This window comes from Colwellia psychrerythraea (genome assembly GCF_000764185.1).
Lineage (GTDB): Bacteria > Pseudomonadota > Gammaproteobacteria > Enterobacterales > Alteromonadaceae > Colwellia > Colwellia psychrerythraea_B.
Map to the genome: position 1 here is coordinate 157,215 of NZ_JQEC01000057.1, position 18,881 is coordinate 176,095.

Genomic DNA, 18,881 nt, shown 5'->3' on the forward strand with positions numbered 1-18,881 from the left:
ATTCCTTAATTTTTATTTAAATAATTAATAATATCATCCATAGTGAAACAGTCTTCACCCTCAGGTACAGCGGAACAGCCTCCAGGCTTTATTTCTAGTTTAAAGGCATTAATTGATTGTTGAATTTCGGCATCATCATCTTGTCCTGAGCTTTTAATTACCGCTTCAATGCTATCAAAGCCACTATTTAAAGCATCTACTAGGTAATCTTTAATATTAAGGTCTTCTTCATCTTGGCTTAGTGGACAGGTATAACAAGCATTTAGTCCGCCATCATTACAAATGGCGAAGTCAACTTCGCAATAGTTTTTGGTGAAGATGGTACTACCTAGTGCTGTTGACTCTAAAAAATATTCAGACTCACCTTGATAACTGATAGTTAAGTAGTTATATGTTTTTTCACTACCGTTAGTCGCTGTAAAAGTCACTTCTTCGCTATTATCGACCGTTACGCCAGTTTCACAATTGTTATATGGTGTAGAGAAGTCGATATCATTTTTATGTTCATAGCTGTATTTAAGCCCACAGCTTGAGCGCAACATAGAGGGGTCATCACCATTTTGATTAGCAGCCCATGCTGCAACATTGCCACCAGTAAGTGCATCAATGGCCATGGTGGTTTTTAACACATCAATAAAGCCGGTGATCAAACAAACAGTTTCCTGCGCCGACGTGGGGAATTCTATTGATTTGCAACTGCTAGTTTCTAGGTATTCATCGAGTGCTGAACGTGAAACGTCCAAATCTGAGAGTGCTGATGTTGTCGCTGATTCGGTTATCTCAGCGACAAAACTTTCAAAAGTAAGTTTTTCGGTAGCGCCATCATCTTCAATCATGGCACGCAATAATACAGGTAAAGTCAAACCTGACTTACCTAAATATGCACTGCTTAAATCCACCAAATATTCATTTTTAGGATACGTTTTTTGACAACTTTCATCAGCAAGACGAGCAATAGCTGACTCAAAACTTCCTTTGTCTAAATCGTTTTGGATGTAATAACGACACAATTCACTTTCGGAATCATTACAAGCATTAATGAATAAACTCGCTGGAATAAAAGCAAGTAGATAAGCTGTCTTCATAGTATTTTCCTTGTATTATTCAATAGCATACTCTACGTATGAAAATGTATTATTAATTAACATTTGAAAGTATAGGCAAAATTATTGAATAACCCTGTTTAATCAATATTATTAATAAAGCAATTGAATGTGCCGTTGAAGTCCGCATTGGGCTCAAATGGTCAGTGCAATACATTATTATTGTTAGTTAAATGAATGGGAGTGTTAATGAATGTTTATCGTTCTGGAAATACATAGACAATCAAAAATAACCTTAAAATGGAGCTATAAAAAACAGGTGCTTTTAATAAGAAAAGATGGGCTATTTGAAGGTGATGAGTATTTATTGAAGCCACTTTGCAGAGTCTATTTTATTAATAATGTAAACTTTACAGTTACAGGCTTTTTTAAAGCTATTAATAATTTGATAAGTAAATATCAATGTATGTAATTGCCAGTCTTAATACCAATTTCAATCGAAACTGGTTCATGAAAAAGTTGTGCTTTAACTAAATAGTAAACTTAAGAAATACTTGCATTTTATAGTCATTTATTTACCCCCTATTTTACGTTACAATGCGCCACTATTTGTCTTTTGCCTTGCGATATAACAAAAGACTACTCATTAAAATTTATGTTTGAAGATTTATGTTCGAAACAAATCCTATATTAAGTAAATTAAAAGAAATCCGTGAACGCGCTAATTCGCTTCGGGGGTATCTTTGACTATGATGTTAAAGCTGAACGTTTAGTTGAAGTTTCTCGTGAGTTAGAGCAACCTGAAGTTTGGAATGAGCCAGAGCGTGCTCAAGCCCTAGGTAAAGAGCGCAGCGCCCTTGAAGAAGTCGTTAATACAATTGTTGAACTTGAAACTGGTTGTGAAGATATCGCAGATTTAGTTGAGCTAGCGGTTGAAGAAGAAGATCAAGAAACCTTCGACGATGCAGAGGTGGAAGCTGATGCCCTTGATGCAGTACTAGAGAAATTAGAATTTCGCCGGATGTTTTCAGGTGAGCAAGACGCCAACAACTGTTATTTAGATATTCAATCTGGCTCGGGCGGTACTGAAGCGCAAGATTGGGCTGAAATGCTGATGCGTATGTATCTACGTTGGGGTGAGGCGCACGGCTATAAAACTGAAGCGATTGAAGTCACTGATGGTGATGTCGCTGGTATTAAAGGCTGTACTATTAAGTACACCGGTGAATATGCTTTTGGTTGGTTGCGTACGGAAACAGGTGTGCATCGTCTTGTTCGTAAATCGCCATTTGATTCATCGGGTCGCCGCCATACCTCATTTGCTTCAGCGTTTATTTATCCTGAAATTGATGACAATATTGAGATTGATATCAATCCATCAGATTTGCGTATTGATACTTTTCGCGCATCAGGCGCTGGTGGTCAGCACGTTAACAAAACAGATTCTGCCATTCGCATAACTCATGTGCCAACTGGCGCTGTGGTTGCTTGTCAGGCAGACAGGTCTCAGCATAAGAACCGCGCGACAGCGATGAAGCTACTTAAAGCCAAATTGTATGAAATGGAAATGCAAAAGCAAAATGAAGGTAAACAAGAGTTAGAAGATGGTAAATCCGATATAGGTTGGGGTAGTCAAATTCGCTCTTATGTACTAGATGATAGCCGGATTAAAGATTTACGAACAGGTGTTGAAAACCGCAATACCCAAGCCGTGTTAGACGGTGATTTAGATAAATTCCTAGAAGCCAGCTTAAAGTCTGGTTTGTAGCAGTAATCATAGATTAACCAACATTGAGGTAAGCACTTTAGCGTGTTTACGTCATTCCCGAAGTGTCTTATCGGGAATCCATGAACACATTATGGATTCACTGAAGGTAATAGAGGAAAGACATAGTTACCTCAACAAGGTGTGAATCACACATTGAAAAATTAAAGATAACTTTGAGAAATTAACATGACAGATAAAGCCAATAATGCACCCGTAGCACAAGATGAAAATAAACTGATTGCTGAGCGCCGTGTAAAACTTGAAAAGATTCGCTCTAATTGTTCAGCTAATGGTTTTCCTAACGATTTTAATCGTGAACATTTAGCTGCAGACATTCAAGCTGAACACGGTGAAAAAACCAAAGAAGAGCTTGAAGGACTACAAGTTACATATGCTATTGCCGGCCGTGTTATGGCAAAACGTGGACCATTTTTAGTAATACAAGACTCGTCAGGCCGTATTCAAGGCTACGCTGAAAAAACAGTGCAAAAAGAAATCCGAGCTAAATGGGGTTCATTAGACATTGGCGATATTGTTGGTATTAAAGGTATTTTACATAAATCAGGTAAAGGTGATCTTTACGTGAATATGGATGAGTACTCGCTATTAACCAAATCTTTACGCCCATTACCAGAAAAATTTCACGGCTTATCTGATCAAGAAACTAAGTATCGTCAGCGTTACGTTGATTTAATTATCAATGAAGATACTCGTAATACTTTTAAAATTCGTTCAAAGATTGTTGCTGGTATTCGTAACTTCTTAACGCAGCGTGATTTTATGGAAGTAGAAACACCGATGCTGCAAATCATACCGGGCGGCGCAACAGCTAAGCCATTTATGACCCATCATAATACTTTTGATCTTGATATGTACCTACGTATTGCGCCAGAGCTTAACTTAAAACGTTTAGTGGTAGGTGGTTTTGATCGTGTGTTTGAAATTAACCGTAGTTTCCGTAACGAAGGTATTTCAACCCGTCATAATCCAGAATTCACTATGATTGAATTCTATCAGGCCTACGCTGATTATCATGACCTGATGAATACCACCGAAGAAATGTTACGTACTATTGCCCAAGATGTATTAGGTACTACCACTATTCGTAATACCGTTAAGAATGCTGATGGCGAAGTAGTAGAAGAAAAATTCTACGACCTCGGTAAGCCGTTTGCACGTTTATCAATGGTTGATGCTATTTTGAGTTACGGTAAAGACCATCGCGCGGCAGCAAGCCTTGATGAAGCTGTATTACGTGACCCAGAAAATAACTTCGATGCAATCAAAGCCATGGCGAAAGCGGTTGGTGTTAAAGAAAGTAGTGCTTCAAAAGTTTGGGGCCCAGGTAAATATATTTGTGAAATCTTTGAAGAAGTAGCAGAGCACTTATTAGATCAACCTACATTTATCACTGAATACCCGTGGGAAGTTTCACCACTGGCACGTCGTAATGATAACAATTCATTTATTACTGATAGATTTGAGTTCTTCGTTGGCGGTCGTGAATTAGCCAATGGTTTCTCAGAGCTTAACGATGCTGAAGATCAAGCTGAACGTTTCCAAAAACAAGTGGCAGAAAAAGATGCTGGCGATGATGAAGCCATGCATTATGATGCCGATTATATCAATGCCTTAGAGTACGGTTTACCGCCAACGGCAGGTGAAGGTATTGGTATCGACCGTTTAGTGATGTTGTTTACTGACTCACCAACGATCAAAGACGTAATTTTATTCCCACATATGCGTCCTGAAGCGGAATAATTAGCAGTATTAACTATATCGTCGCTTTACTATAGCTTTGAGCTTTAGTAACTATTAGCGAATATAAAGGTAAAGCCTGGTGTAAAGCTCGTAAATAAAGCTATACACTGGGCTTTTTTTTTTTTTATCTTATGGCTCTGTTCATCTTATCTGTAATTGCGTAGATTAGTGCCACCATACGATCAATCATTATAAAAATAATATCACGCTGAGCTAGGTATGGTTAACAGGCTCAACGGCGTGAAAAGCAAAAAAGTTCTGGGGTAATAAATGGGTGTTTCAAGAGGCGGCTTTAGTTCGCGTTTCGGTTTTATTATGGCTGCAGCAGGTTCAGCTGTAGGCTTAGGTAATATTTGGGGTTTTCCAACTCAAACTGCAAGTAATGGCGGTGCTGCTTTTGTACTAGTTTATCTAGTGTTGGCATTTTGTTTAGCTTATCCTGCTTTTATGGCTGAGCTATTAATAGGGCGTTATGGCCAAGCTAACGCCGTTAGTAGTATGCAAAAAATAGCCCGTAATCCCTGGCAAAGACGTTTTGGTTTTGTTGTTGGTTTTGGCGGTATTATTTGTGCAGCACTCATTTTAAGTTTTTATGGCATTATCGCTGGTTGGATGATGTCTTACGCTATTGAACCAATAGCAAGGTTAGCGGGTTTAATTGACGCAGCTGATTGGCTTATCAATCATTCGTTAACACGTAATATTCTATTTACCGCATTTTTTATGAGCCTAACCATATTTATCATTCGCCGGGGTGTTGAACAGGGCATTGAAAAATGGTCTAAACGCTTAATGCCGATGCTCATCGGTTTGTTGATATTATTAATCATTTACGTATTTACGCTGGAAGGCTCAAAGGAGGGGTTTTCTGCTTACTTAAATCCAGACATATCCCGTGTATTTGAACCCGACTTGCTAATAAGTGCTTTAGGGCAAGCGTTTTTCTCCTTGTCACTGGGCACCAGTGTGATGATCATTTATGGCTCTTATATTGCTAAAAAAGAAAACTTAGTCACTCTTGGCGCACAAGTAACCCTTATAGATGTTTCTATTGCCTTTTTAGCTGGCCTATTAATTATTCCTTCTATGTATGTAGCACAGGCCCAGGGTGTTGCTATATTTGCAGAAGACGGTAGCTTAATATCTGGCTCTAACTTGGTATTTACCGTACTACCGGCGCTTTTTTCGGGTATGGGTTTGGTTGGTTTATTTGTTGCTTTTGGCTTTTTTGTTTTAATGTCGATAGCAGCATTAACATCGAGTATCTCAATGCTTGAAGGACCCGTGTCGTTTGCGGTAGAACGTCATGATATGTCACGTGAACGAGCTACAACTTTTATTGGTTTAGGTATTTTAGTATTAAGTATTATTATAGTGTTAAATTTAGAATGGATGTTAGATTTTGTCGCCATTCTATCAACGCAATATGGCCAACCAATTATTGCCATGCTGTGCTGTGTATTTGCTACATGGATATGGCATAGAAGTGATATCTTAGCGGAGATTAAACAAGGCAATGATACTGTTGAGCACAGCCTCTTCTGGAAGATTTGGCCTTGGTATACTAAGTTTGTTTGTCCGACAGCTATAGGTTTAGTTTTTTGGCACTCTCTTTAACCGCTCTTATTTGAAATTTATGCGGTCTGCTAAGTCGGAGTAACCGTGTGTTCTTGTAGCAGACTACATGTCACACACTCTGCCTTGTCTAAATACTAACATCTTGCTGTAAAGCTATTAAATATTGAAAGTTGCTTAAAGCCTTGGCCAGTTTAACTGCCAAGGCTTTTTTATTGCTGCTAATTGCTCAATAAGCGCTTCATTAAGGTAATACTTGCCTTTTGTCGGTAGGGAAGTGAACTCGAACTCTTCGCCTAAATAGCTAAACTTGAGCGAATAGGCGTGGAGATAACCTCTGTCTGCGATTGACTGACTGTAATATAAAGGATCACCGACAATAGGTGCGCCAATACTTGCTAATGCAACGCGTAATTGATGAGTTTTACCTGAGTGAGGTTTGAGTAAATATAAACGTTGTTTATTGGCAATGCTGAATGAAAAAAATTGAGTGATTGCTGGGTTTTCCATGGTGCGTAATAATTTAAACATACCGCGGCGGCTCTTAGCCATATCGCCTTTAATTAAACCCTGTTTTTTACTCGGCTTTTTGTCACTAATGGCAAGGTAGTACTTTTCGATGTCATGGTCATTAAATAGCTTGCCAAAGACTTGGGCACAGGTAAGGTTTTTGGCAAAGATAACTAAGCCAGAAGTCATTTTATCTAAGCGGTGCACTGGAAAAAGTTCAGCATCTACATTATGGCGTTGTAGTTGTTTTTTAACTAAAGAGAACAGTCCTGAGCCGAGATCTCCTTCATCATGAAAATTTATTCCTGCATTTTTATCAACAACTATAAAGTCAGTATGTTCTGTAATAGTTTTAAACATTTAAATTAACCGAAAAGGATTTATGTTTGCTATGATAATTCAAACTCTTATATTTTACCCTTTTTACAGGATGTTATTTTGCCACATATCCCTCAGAAGCGCTTTTCTTCATCGATATTAAAAAAATTTAGTTCTATATTTAAAGTCACGGCAATTGCCGCTACTACAGCATTAATATTTGCCTGTAGTAGTCAAGAAACAACCATTCTACCTAGCGGTGTAAGCTTGGTTGAAACGGTAGTTGCTACGCAAGATACCATTAATATACCTTTTAAAAAATACAAGTTAGCTAACGGCTTGACTGTAATTTTACATCAAGATAATTCAGACCCGCTAGTGCACGTTGATGTTACTTATCATGTTGGCTCAGCTCGTGAACAATTGGGTAAATCTGGCTTTGCTCACTTCTTCGAACACATGATGTTTCAAGGTTCACAAAATGTTGCCGATGAGCAGCACTTTAAAGTGGTCACACAAAGTGGTGGTGATTTAAATGGCACGACAAATTCAGATCGCACCAACTATTTTGAAACGGTACCGAAAAACCAGTTAGAGAAAATGTTATGGCTTGAGTCTGACCGAATGGGTTTTTTACTTGAAGCAATTACCCCTGAAAAATTTGAAATACAACGCGCGACAGTAAAAAATGAACGTGGTCAAAATGTTGATGATCGTCCCTATGGTCGATTAAATGAAACCGTTAATCAGATGATTTTCCCACGTGAACATCCATATTCATGGCCAGTTATTGGCTATATGTCAGATCTTGATCGCGGTACTGTCACCGACTTAAAAGAATTTTTCTCACGTTGGTACGGACCTAATAATGCCGTACTTACCATCGGTGGTGATATCGATGAAGCGCAAACTCTTGCTTGGGTAAATAAATACTTTGGTGGGTTAAGCCAGGGGCCTGCGGTTGAAAATATGGCTAAAACGCCGGTAACACTTGAGGAAAATCGTTATTACTCATTTACCGATAATGTATCCTTACCACTACTATATATCAGCTTCCCAACAGTTTATGGTATGCATGACGATGAGCCAGCTCTTGATGTTTTGGCTAATATCTTAGGCGGTGGTCCAACATCATTACTTTATAAAAACCTTGTAAAGTCGGGTGTTGCCGTGCAGGCGGGAGCAAGTCACCCATGTCGTGAATTAGCTTGTGGCATGAACTTCTTTGCTTTACCAAACCCACAGCAAGGTCTATCACTAGCAAAAATTGAAAAAGTCATTAATGATACTTTAGTTGAGTTTGAAGAGCGTGGTGTTAACGCCGATGATTTATTAAAAACAAAAGTAGGTATTGAAACTGGCACCATTTATGGCCTACAGAGTGTTTCAGGAAAAATATCTAACTTAGCGCATTATCAAACTATGTTGGGTAATGCTAATTATACCGAGCAACAAGTTGCTCGGTATAATAAAGTGACTAAAGCCGATGTAATGCGTGTTTTTAAACAATACATTCACGGGAAAGGTGCCGCGATATTATCGATAGTGCCAGAAGGCCAAGAAGTGTTAGTCGCTAAAGAAAATAACTTTGCCCTACCAGATGTTAGTAAGCCGCCATTGCTAGCAGAGCTTGATACACCACTAATGAAAAACACCAGTGACTTTGATCGCAGTGTAATGCCATTATCAGGTGCTAATCCACAGATTACCGTGCCTACTTTATGGCGGGAGAAGTTTGATAATGGCATTGAAATCATAGCGACTAAGAATAGTGAAACTCCAACAGTAAGCTTATTATTGAGTTTAGATGGTGGAGTATTGCTAGATTCAGTGGAGAAAGCTGGTTTAGCTAGTTTAACAGCAAGTTTAATGAATGAAGGCACGACAGTGCACAGTAAAGAAGAGCTCTCAAACGAACTAGCCATATTAGGTAGTAATATTTCAATTGGTGCCGGTGGTCGTAACACTTATATTAAAGTTAATAGCTTAGTAAAAAACCTTGATGCTACTTTAGCGCTAATGAATGAAATGATGTTCAAGCCTGCTTTTAATGAAGATGACTTTAACCGCGTGAAAAATCAATTGATTCAAGGTTTACAACAGGGTAATAAAGATGCTCGTACTTTAGCTAGTAGAGCATTAAAGCAAGTAACCTACGGCAAGGATAATCGTTTTGGATTAGCTGATAGTGGTACTATAGCTACTGTGTCGGCGATAACACTTGAAGATATTAAAAGCTTCTATCAAGCTTACTTCTCTCCAGCTAAAGCGAGCTTAGTGGTGGTTGGTGATATCGATAAAGCTGATTTTCTTAGCAAGTTATGGCCATTAAAAGCATGGCAAGGCAAAGACTATAATGTCCATGGTGATTATCTATTTCCAGACGTAACCCCAAGTAAACTTTATTTTGTTGACTTACCTAATGCTAGCCAGTCGGTAATTAAGTTATCTCGTAGAGCAATGACTTATGATGCAACAGGTGAACATTTTAAAGCGACGTTAATGAATTACCCGTTAGGTAGCGCGTTTAACAGCCGTATTAACTTAAATTTACGTGAAGACAAGGGCTACACCTATGGCGCTTCAAGTTACTTCTCAGCAGGTAAAACTCTCGGCCGTTTCAGTGCTGGCGCTAGTGTTAAAAAAGAGCACACTTATGATGCTATGGTCGAAATTGAAAAAGAGCTGGAAAACTATCAATTGCATGGTTTAACTACAGAAGAAGTCACTTTTATGCGTCAAGCTATTTCACAAAATGAAGCGTTGAGTTTTGAAACACCAAGTCAGAAAAGTGGTTTCTTAAGACAATTGTTACAGTTTCATTTACCGACTAATTATGGTGAAAAGCAAAGTGAGATAATACACAATATCAGCCTTGAGCAATTAAATGCTATTGCGGCAAAAGAATTAGCAAAACCTATGCAATGGATTGTCGTTGGCGACGGTCAAGTAGTCAGGCCACAATTAAAAGCGCTTAATATTGAGGTGGTTGAACTGGAATTGGCTAAGTAATAATATTCTGGGTAATAAATAAAGCTGATTTTAATTCACAAAGTATTGAAAATAACTAAAAGGCCCCTTATTTATATCGTTATCAGTAAGGGGTCTTTTACCTTTGACTCGCTAAATACTAAATTAAACTAATAATTAGACTACATGTTAGCCTAACGAGTATAGATAGGAATTATTTTGACACTCTCATTAACAGATTATATTGGCACTTTCAGCCAAAGTGAAAATTTGGCTGCAGTTGCAGGTATTGGCCGCGGCATAGAGCGAGAAGCATTACGAATATTGCCTGAAGGCAAGTTATCAGAGCATGGTCATTATCACCAGCTTGGTTCAGCGCTTACCCACGGGCAAATAACGACTGATTACTCAGAGACCTTACTTGAGTTTATTACCCCGGTAAGCCATTCTCCTGAACAAGCCATTGCCCAGCTACAAGATATTCAAAAGTATACTCTTGAGAATATTGAAGGTGAACTGTTATGGCCGATGAGTATGCCATGTTTTGTTAACGATGCTGAAAAGATACCGTTAGCGCAATATGGTAGTTCAAACATCGGTAAAATGAAGACAGTTTACCGTCAAGGTTTGAAAAATCGCTATGGCTCAATGATGCAAGTGATCTCAGGTATTCACTTTAATTTTTCGTTTTCGCAAGACTTTTGGCAAGTACAGAAAAACTTACATGATGCTGAAAAATTAGCGACATCTAGTGAACAGCCATTAGCCTTAGATGATTTTATTTCTGAGCGTTACTTTTCTATTTTAAGAAATTATAAGCGCTTTTGTTGGTTGATCCCCTACTTATACGGTAGTTCTCCGACCATTTGTGGCTCGTTTTTACAAGGTAAGGAACATAAGTTACCTTTTAAAAAATCACCTTTTGGTGCGCTTTATCTTGAGCATGCTACCTCGTTACGTATGAGTGATTTAGGTTATACCAGCTCAGAGCAATCGGCATTGAAAATCTGTTATAACAACTTAGCTGATTATGTCGATGGTGTGCAGCAAGCGATCAAATTAAAGTCTAAAGACTTCGCTGATATTGGTATCAAAGTAAACGGTAAATACCAGCAGCTTAACGATAATGTCCTGCAAATTGAAAATGAGTTGTATGCACCAATCCGCCCTAAACGTGTTGCTAAATCGGGTGAGAAGCCGTCAGTTGCATTAGGTGAACGTGGTGTTGAATATATTGAGGTTAGAGCGCTTGATGTAAACCCTTTTTCCGACACAGGTATTAGCATTGAGCAAGTTCACTTCTTAGATATATTCCTTACTTATTGTGCATTTCTCGATAATGAAGAGTTTGATTGTGCGGCACAAAAGATTCATGACTCAAATATGAATGAGGTAGTGTTACGTGGTAGAGACCCTGAGTTATTATTGTCTGATAGTAATAACCAAGGTGAAGTTAAACTTAAATCGGTTACTACTTGGGGTAATGAGATCTTTGAGCAGCTGCACCTTGTGGCTGAACTGTTAGATAAGGCTTACCAAACCAGTAATTACAGTGCCGCCATTGTTCGTGAGCAAGCTAAAATTAATGATGCCAGTTTAACGCCCTCTGCGCAGTTAATATCAGTTATTCAAGAACAATGCTTATCTGGTTACGCCTTAGATAAAGCAAGCCTATATCAGCAGCAAGCTAAAGCTCGTGACTACCAGTTTTACGATCAAGCCTTTTTTGATAACAGTGTGCCAGCATCACATCAAGCCCAACAAAAAATTGAAGCAGACGATGAGCTTGATTTCGATGATTTTTTATCCGATTATTTTGCATAAAAAGTTTGCATAATGCCAACACTGTAACTTATGTTGAATCACTTATGTTGAATCAATAGTGGAAAATCAAAAAGATAGCTATAAAAAAAGCGCGTCAAGGTGACGCGCCGGTTATTTAAGTAAACAAAACTTAAATCAAATGAAAGCAATCCAGGGAAGAATGTTTCAATAGTTAAGACGTCGTAATAGCGGATAAGTTCATTTTATTTCAAATATATTTATTGATAACTTCTTGCTTTGACAAACACCTTATTTTCACCCTAATTAAACTCCAGTAAAGCTTCTGTTAACATCACTATTATTTCTTTTTATATTCGAGGTATAAGTTCACTTAGCTATAAAGTGCCTACAAACAAGAAAGTTCCAGCCAAAGCGGTAGAATAACATCAATGTTATGTTCATCTTCAAATTTAGGGCAAAAAAAAAGCGCCTAACTACTTTCTAAAGATAAGATAGCGCATGTAAAACACGAGACTTCACTAAATTGGGCGGAATAACATCAGTGTTATGTTCATCTTCAAATTTAGGGCAAAAAAAAAGCGCCTAACTACTTTCTAAAGATAAGATAGCGCATGTAAAACACGAGACTTCACTAAATTGGGCGGAATAACATCAATGTTATGTTTACCTTCAAATTTAGGGTAAAAAAAATCGCCCAACTACTTTCTAAAGATAAGTTAGCGTGTGTAAAGTATGAGACTTCACTAAATTGGGCGGAATAACATCAGTGTTATGTTCATCTTCAAATTTAGGGCAAAAAAAAGCGCCCAACTAATATTAGAGAGCGCGATAAAAACATGAAACACTAAGGGAATAACATAACTGTTAAGTAAGAGTGCTGTTTATTGTTTTAGTTCAAATTATCTATAATAAAATGTATTTAGTTATTATCGAGAAAAATAGGGCGAGAATAACAGCCTTATTAAGAAAAGATAAGCACAGTAAGAATATGAGACTTCACTAAATTAGGTGGAATAACATCAGTGTTATGTTCACCTTCAAATTTAGGGCAAAAAAAAGCGCCCAACTAAAAATAGAGAGCGCGATAAAAACATGAAACACTAAGGGAATAACATAACTGTTAAGTAAGAGTGCTGTTTATTGTTTTAGTTCAAATTATCTATAATAAAATTTATTTAGTTATTATCGAGAAAAATAGGGCGAGAATAACAGCCTGATAAAAAAGGTTAGCACAGTAAAAACATGAAACTTCACTAATAAGGGTGGGAATAACATAGCTGTTATTCTATTTGCTGAATTGAAGGTAAAAAAAAGCGCCCAACTAAAATTAGAGAGCACAGTAAAAACATGAGACTTCACTAATAAGGGTGGGAATAACATAGCTATTATTCTATTTGCTGAATTGAAGACAAAAAAAGTGCCCAACTAAAATTAGAGAGCGCGGTAAAAACATGAAACTTCACTAATAAGGGTGGGAATAACATAGCTGTTATTCTATTTGCTGAATTAAAGGCACAAAAAAGTGGTTAACTATTAAAGGTAAGCACAGTAAAAGCATGAGACTTCACTAATAAGGGGGGGGGGGAATAACATAGCTGTTTTTCTATTTGCTGAATTGAAGACAAAAAAAAGCGCCCAACTAAAATTAGAGAGCGCGTAAAACATGAAACACTAAGGGAATAACATAACTGATAAATAAGAGTGCTGTTTGTTAGTTTAGTTCAAATTATTTTAAAACTTTTTCAATTTAGTTAAAATAAATAAAAATTTTGCCAAAAACTGCCATTAAACAGGGGTTTCTGGCATTATAACTGACAAATTTAAATAACCATTATTCGTGTATGCCTTCATATAAAACTGCATTGTTAACGGTGGTAAGTGTTTTCTTGCTTGCTAGTTGTGCCACGCCACCACCTAAAAATCCCGAAAATATATGTGAAATATTTCGCGAACACCGTGATTGGTACTTTGCTGCTAAAGATGTACGGGAACGCTGGGGGGTGCCCATTCATGTACCTATGAGTATGATGTATCAAGAAAGCTCATTTCGCCATAATGCAATTCCACCAAGGGACTATCTCTTCGGTTTTATTCCTTGGGGCAGAGTAAGTAGTGCATACGGTTACGCACAGGCTAAAACGATGACCTGGAAAGATTACGTGCGGGAAACAGGTAATTCAGGTGCTGATCGCGATGATTTTGAGGACGCAATTGATTTTATGGGGTGGTTTATTTTTAAAACCCAAAAAGTTAATGGTGTCTCTAAGTGGGATGCATACAGTCAGTACTTAAATTACCACGAAGGTTGGGGCGGCTTTAAGCATAAAAGTTATAAGAAAAAACCTTGGTTAGTGAAAGTATCGCGTAAAGTGGATAATCGCGCTCGACGCTACAGTAGTCAATTAAAGAGCTGTGAAAAAGATCTAGACCACGGTTGGTTGTGGCGCTTATTCTTTGGTTAATACTTGGGGTTGTTGATCTTTCGAGATTGTTTTTACAGCGAATCGTTGGGTATTGATACAAGGCAGGGCCTTTGCCATTTGGTTATTCCACACAAAAGGCGATAACGTAGTAAAAACTCCCAACAAACGCTGTCCGAAGGGTTCGGCTAAAAGCGTTCTATTCTTTGTTGAGTAGTATTTGCTTAGAATGACTAGGCTACACACTACTCGCCGCGATTAAAACGCTCTACTCTTTTGAAAAGAAGCGAACAAAATTAACCCTGAAAGATCAACAGCCCCTAGCAATAACAGCAAAAGTAACTTGGTAATTTTTAGCCAGTGGAATTATGTGTTTAATAATAAAACAAACGCATAAAGCTTGCCAATTCCTTCCTTTGACAACAAAAAACCGCGAAGGCTAGCTGTGATAATAGCTTCAGAAATAGCTAGCGGTTTTGTAAAAAAACAGGAAAAAAAAGACTGCGTTTTTAGTAAAAAACTGTTGAAATAAGTAAAGGCTGCTACTGATAGGGTTGGCTATTGTTATCCACAGAAATTGTGGAAAGCTGAATAAGAATATTCAAAAAGCTTATTCTGTGGATAACTTTGTGATTAACTTTCTAAGTGTATAATTAGTCTTCTTCAGGGCTATCATCAACAAAATGTTCAGGCATTACCCGCACAGTTTTTATTTTATTATCTGCTACATCAATGATTTCTACAGGGTAGCCTGAAATACGTAAACTAATATTACTCTGCGGGATATCTTCTAAGTACTCTATTATCAAGCCATTGAGCGTTTTAGGACCATCTGTGGGCAACTTCCATGACATTTCTTTATTAATATCTCGAATACTCGCGCTGCCATCAACTAAATAGCTGCCATCAGGCTGCAAGTTAACTTCGTCACTGGTTGTCGGTGTCATGGTTGTGGTGAAGTCACCAACAATTTCTTCTAGGATATCTTCTAAAGTCACAAGCCCTTGGATATCGCCATATTCATCAACCACTAAGCCTAAACGCTCTTTAGCATGTTGAAACTTTAGCAATTGAATGTTTAAAGGAGTTCCCTCAGGAACAAAGTATAATTCACGTACTGCTCTAAGTAAGGTCGCTTTAGTAAACTGACTTTTGGATAGCAGCTTTAAGGCATCACGGGCATGAATATATCCGACAACATCATCGATACTGTCACGATAAAGCAGCACTCGGGTATGATTTGCTTGGGTAAGTTGCTTCTGTATTTTCTTCCAGTCATCGTTAACATCAATGCCAACTAATTCACTTCGGGGGATCATGATATCTTCAACGACAACTTTTTCTAAGTCTAAAATACCGACTAACATATCTTGGTCACGCTGATGCAATAAAGCACCAGATTCGTTCACTACGGTTCTTAATTCTTCGCTACTTAAACTATGCTGCTCTCTTTGCTCAGCATTTATACCTAACATCATCAAAATGCCATTGGTTATCCAGTTAACCGTAACAACAAAAGGCAACATGACTTTTAATAACAGTGATAAAATAATTGAACTTGGGAAAGCTATTTTTTCTGGATATAAGGCCGCCAATGTTTTCGGGGTCACTTCAGCAAAAATAAGCACGATTAAGGTTAATATAATGGTGGCAATTAATACTCCTAAATCTTCGGATATGCCAACTTCGCTAGAAAGACGTAAAGCAATGATAGTTGCAATAGCAGAAGCAGCAATATTAACTAGGTTGTTACCAATAAGAATTAAACCAATAAGGCGATCTGGTCGACTAAGTAACTTACTTACCCGTTTAGCGCCTTTATGCTTTTGCTTTTCAAGGTGGCGTAAGCGATAACGATTGAGTGACATCATGCCGGTTTCAGAGCTTGAAAAATAGGCAGAAATAAATATTAAGATGCCAAGAATGGTAAAGAGCATCTGGGTGGATATACTGTCCAAAAAAAGGGTTTCCTTTAGCTAAAGTAAAAATTAAATAACTGAGTAACACTGCTAGCTTATACCAGCAGTGTTATTGCGACAAGTACCAAGATGTCATTGCTACAAAGGTAGGGGGAGCCGTGGTATTTATAGAATAAACTCTCTAACGAAACGACTACCAAAGTAGGCTAAAGTGAGTAAACCACTGGCACTAACCATAAGAACTAATACTCGGTGACCACGCCAACCTTTTGCAAAGTGCCCCCAAAGGATTAAACAATAAATGGCAAATGAAAGCAGTGAAAGTACTGTTTTATGGGCATTTTCTTTTGCCAAAAAGCCATCTAAGAAAGTAAAACCAATAATTTCACTGACAAATAGTATGGCTGTACCCACTGTTAAGATGTTAAAAAGTTGCTTTTCAACTTGCATAAGTGGCGGTAAATGTGCGACAGCAGTTAAATTTTTACTCTTCAACTTCAGGTTGATATAGGTAACTTGAAAAGCAAATAAAGTAGCAATTATTAATACACAATAGGCAATTAGGGCAAAACTGATATGGCTTAATAAAATGACTTTCCCTATCACTAAGGGGATAGAGTCAATAGGTGGAATAAAAATAATGACTAATTGCCATAACCCAGTAAAGCCATATATCACCGGTAGTAATAAATTAACTTTAAAGCGTAATGCCACCAGGGTAATTACAACGGTGATAATCAAGCTGACTAAGGAGATCACATTGGGTAAACTAAAGTTGATGGTGTCTTGCGAGAAAAATAATAAAGCGTCATTAAAGCCATGCACAATAATAGCTGCCGCGGCTAAACTTAAAACTAAAGTGATATTTGGTCCTTTAGGGTGGAACAAGCGTGTGACGATCGCCAACGTCGCAAGCATATAAAGCAGAAATGCTAAACTTGAACCTATAACCAAAAAATCCACAAAAACCCCTAGAGCAACTCAAATATGCATTAAAAAATTGATTCTATCAGATAAAATCTATAGCGCCATGTGATTAGCGCAAAGTATTGACTTAAATTAAAGAAAACAAAGGTTACCTTATGATTAAAGCAATAATTAGTTTATTAAATGAAGGCAAGCAAACTACCGAGTAAATTATTATTTTATGAGCATTATTAGCAATAAATCATAGGCGGGATTTATCTGTTGTCGCATCTAAGGGAAATCTGGGTATAATAGCAGCATTAACCTTATCAATATTTTGCTGTTAGAGTATTTCATGTTTGACAATCTTTCCGATCGCTTAAGTAAAACGCTTAAAAACATTAGTGGCCGTGGCCGTTTAACCGAAGACAATATTAAAGAAACCTTACGTGAAGTACGTATGGCATTACTTGAAGCGGATGTTGCTTTACCCGTTATTCGTGAATTTATTGCTAAAGTAAAAGAGCAGGCTGTTGGCACTGATGTTTCTAAAAGCCTCTCACCAGGTCAAGTTTTTGTCAAGATTGTACAAAAAGAACTTGAAGCTGCCATGGGTGATGTCAACGAAGCCCTTGATTTAAAAGCGGCTCCTCCGGCAATAGTCTTGATGGCTGGCTTGCAAGGTGCAGGTAAAACTACCTCTGTAGCCAAGTTAGCGAAATTTTTAACAGAACGAGAAAAGAAAAAAGTATTGGTCGTTAGTGCCGATGTCTATCGCCCTGCGGCTATTAAGCAGCTTGAAACTCTAGCTAATGAAATCAATGTTGGCTTTTTTCCAAGTGACATTAAACAAAAACCAATTGATATCGCGACTGCTGCTATCGAACATGCCAAAAAGAACTTCTTCGATGTATTAATTGTAGATACCGCTGGCCGTTTACATGTTGATGAAGACATGATGGGAGAAATTCAGCAACTTCATGCTGCAATCAACCCAATAGAAACCTTATTTACTGTTGATGCCATGACAGGTCAAGATGCGGCTAATACCGCCAAGGCCTTTAATGATGCATTACCACTAACCGGTATTATATTAACGAAAACCGATGGTGATGCTCGCGGCGGTGCTGCTTTATCAATTCGTCATATCACTGGCAAGCCTATTAAATTTATGGGGGTTGGTGAAAAAATTGAAGCATTAGAGCCATTCCATCCAGATCGTATTGCCTCACGTATTTTAGGTATGGGTGATGTACTCTCATTAGTTGAAGAGATTGAACAAAAAGTTGATAGAAAGCAGGCTGAGAAATTAGCTAAAAAAGTTAAAAGTGGCAAAGGTTTTAATTTAGAAGATTTTCGTGATCAACTCGTCCAAATGAAAAACATGGGCGGTATGATGGGTATGATGGATAAGCTCCCTGGCATGGGTAACATGTCTGATAAAATTAAAGATCAAATGGATGATAAAATAACTGTACAAATGGAAGCCATCATTAACTCTATGACGCCAGGCGAGCGCGAGCGTCCTGATGTTATTAAAGGATCACGTAAACGTCGTATTGCTGCGGGCTCTGGTACTCAAATTCAAGATGTAAATAAGCTACTTAAGCAATTTACTCAGATGCAAAAAATGATGAAGAAAATGTCAGGTAAAGGTGGCATGAAAAAGATGATGCGTAGCATGCAAGGCATGATGCCACCTGGTGGTGGAATGGGCGGAGGCGGAGGCATGTTCGGCCGCTAACGCTATAAATAAATTTTTAATTGTTCTTATCAAAGGTCGCATTCGCGGCCTTTTTTATTACCGGTAATAAGTTCAGTTGTTAGCCAGCTAAAAAATAACTATGCTGATTATAATGCACCTTTCTCCGGTATTACATGAGCTGTAAACATTGCATGCTGCTAT

11 protein-coding genes are annotated in these 18,881 nt (G+C 37.9%); 7 read left to right on the top strand and 4 right to left on the bottom strand.

All coding sequences use genetic code 11. The annotated features are described in order from the left end of the window. Positions 1-5: 5 nt before the first annotated feature. Positions 6-1,085, bottom strand: a complete 1,080-nt coding sequence (locus GAB14E_RS03375; protein WP_033084012.1) for a hypothetical protein — start codon at positions 1,083-1,085, stop codon at positions 6-8. Between the two features lie 627 nt (positions 1,086-1,712). Between GAB14E_RS03375 and prfB the strand changes: the two genes are divergently transcribed. The 3 genes from prfB (at position 1,713) to GAB14E_RS03355 (ending at position 6,189) form a co-directional block, all read left to right on the top strand. Next, a protein-coding gene (gene prfB / locus GAB14E_RS03365; protein ID WP_197061239.1) for a peptide chain release factor 2 occupies positions 1,713-2,811 on the top strand; the annotation gives its coding sequence in 2 pieces (ribosomal slippage) (positions 1,713-1,787 and positions 1,789-2,811; 1,098 coding nt in all). 186 nt (positions 2,812-2,997) lie between these two features. Beyond that, positions 2,998-4,572 (top strand): lysine--tRNA ligase, encoded by a 1,575-nt coding sequence (gene lysS, locus GAB14E_RS03360; protein ID WP_033084014.1) that lies wholly within the window; start codon positions 2,998-3,000, stop codon positions 4,570-4,572. Between the two features lie 270 nt (positions 4,573-4,842). Further along, positions 4,843-6,189: a sodium-dependent transporter gene (locus GAB14E_RS03355; RefSeq protein ID WP_033084015.1), complete on the top strand. Its 1,347-nt coding sequence runs from the start codon at positions 4,843-4,845 to the stop codon at positions 6,187-6,189. Between the two features lie 135 nt (positions 6,190-6,324). Here the strand turns inward: GAB14E_RS03355 and GAB14E_RS03350 are convergent, their stop codons facing one another. Beyond that, positions 6,325-7,017, bottom strand: a complete 693-nt coding sequence (locus GAB14E_RS03350) for a TIGR01621 family pseudouridine synthase (RefSeq protein ID WP_033084016.1) — start codon at positions 7,015-7,017, stop codon at positions 6,325-6,327. Between the two features lie 87 nt (positions 7,018-7,104). Between GAB14E_RS03350 and GAB14E_RS03345 the strand changes: the two genes are divergently transcribed. The 3 genes from GAB14E_RS03345 (at position 7,105) to GAB14E_RS03335 (ending at position 14,192) form a co-directional block, all read left to right on the top strand. Further along, positions 7,105-9,987 (top strand): M16 family metallopeptidase, encoded by a 2,883-nt coding sequence (locus tag GAB14E_RS03345; RefSeq protein ID WP_081967906.1) that lies wholly within the window; start codon positions 7,105-7,107, stop codon positions 9,985-9,987. Positions 9,988-10,164: 177 nt separating this feature from the next. Further along, the gene (gene gshA / locus GAB14E_RS03340) at positions 10,165-11,769 is read left to right on the top strand and encodes a glutamate--cysteine ligase (protein ID WP_033084017.1); all 1,605 of its coding nucleotides are present in this window, start codon (positions 10,165-10,167) and stop codon (positions 11,767-11,769) included. A 1,802-nt stretch (positions 11,770-13,571) separates the two neighbouring features. Then, on the top strand, positions 13,572-14,192 hold the full coding sequence (locus tag GAB14E_RS03335; protein ID WP_033084018.1) for a transglycosylase SLT domain-containing protein: 621 nt from the start codon (positions 13,572-13,574) through the stop codon (positions 14,190-14,192). Between the two features lie 611 nt (positions 14,193-14,803). On the opposite strand, the gene GAB14E_RS03330 is transcribed toward GAB14E_RS03335, so the two are convergent. Together GAB14E_RS03330 and GAB14E_RS03325 are read right to left on the bottom strand one after the other, a co-directional pair. Next, a complete protein-coding gene (locus GAB14E_RS03330; protein ID WP_033084019.1) occupies positions 14,804-16,108 on the bottom strand; it encodes an HlyC/CorC family transporter in 1,305 nt (434 codons plus the stop codon). 126 nt (positions 16,109-16,234) lie between these two features. After that, positions 16,235-17,032, bottom strand: coding sequence for a cytochrome C assembly family protein (locus tag GAB14E_RS03325; protein ID WP_052094015.1), 798 nt, complete (start codon positions 17,030-17,032; stop codon positions 16,235-16,237). A 298-nt stretch (positions 17,033-17,330) separates the two neighbouring features. Here GAB14E_RS03325 and ffh point away from each other — a divergent pair, with 298 nt between their 5' ends. Continuing rightward, positions 17,331-18,719 (top strand): signal recognition particle protein, encoded by a 1,389-nt coding sequence (ffh, locus tag GAB14E_RS03320; protein ID WP_033084020.1) that lies wholly within the window; start codon positions 17,331-17,333, stop codon positions 18,717-18,719. Positions 18,720-18,881: the final 162 nt, after the last annotated feature.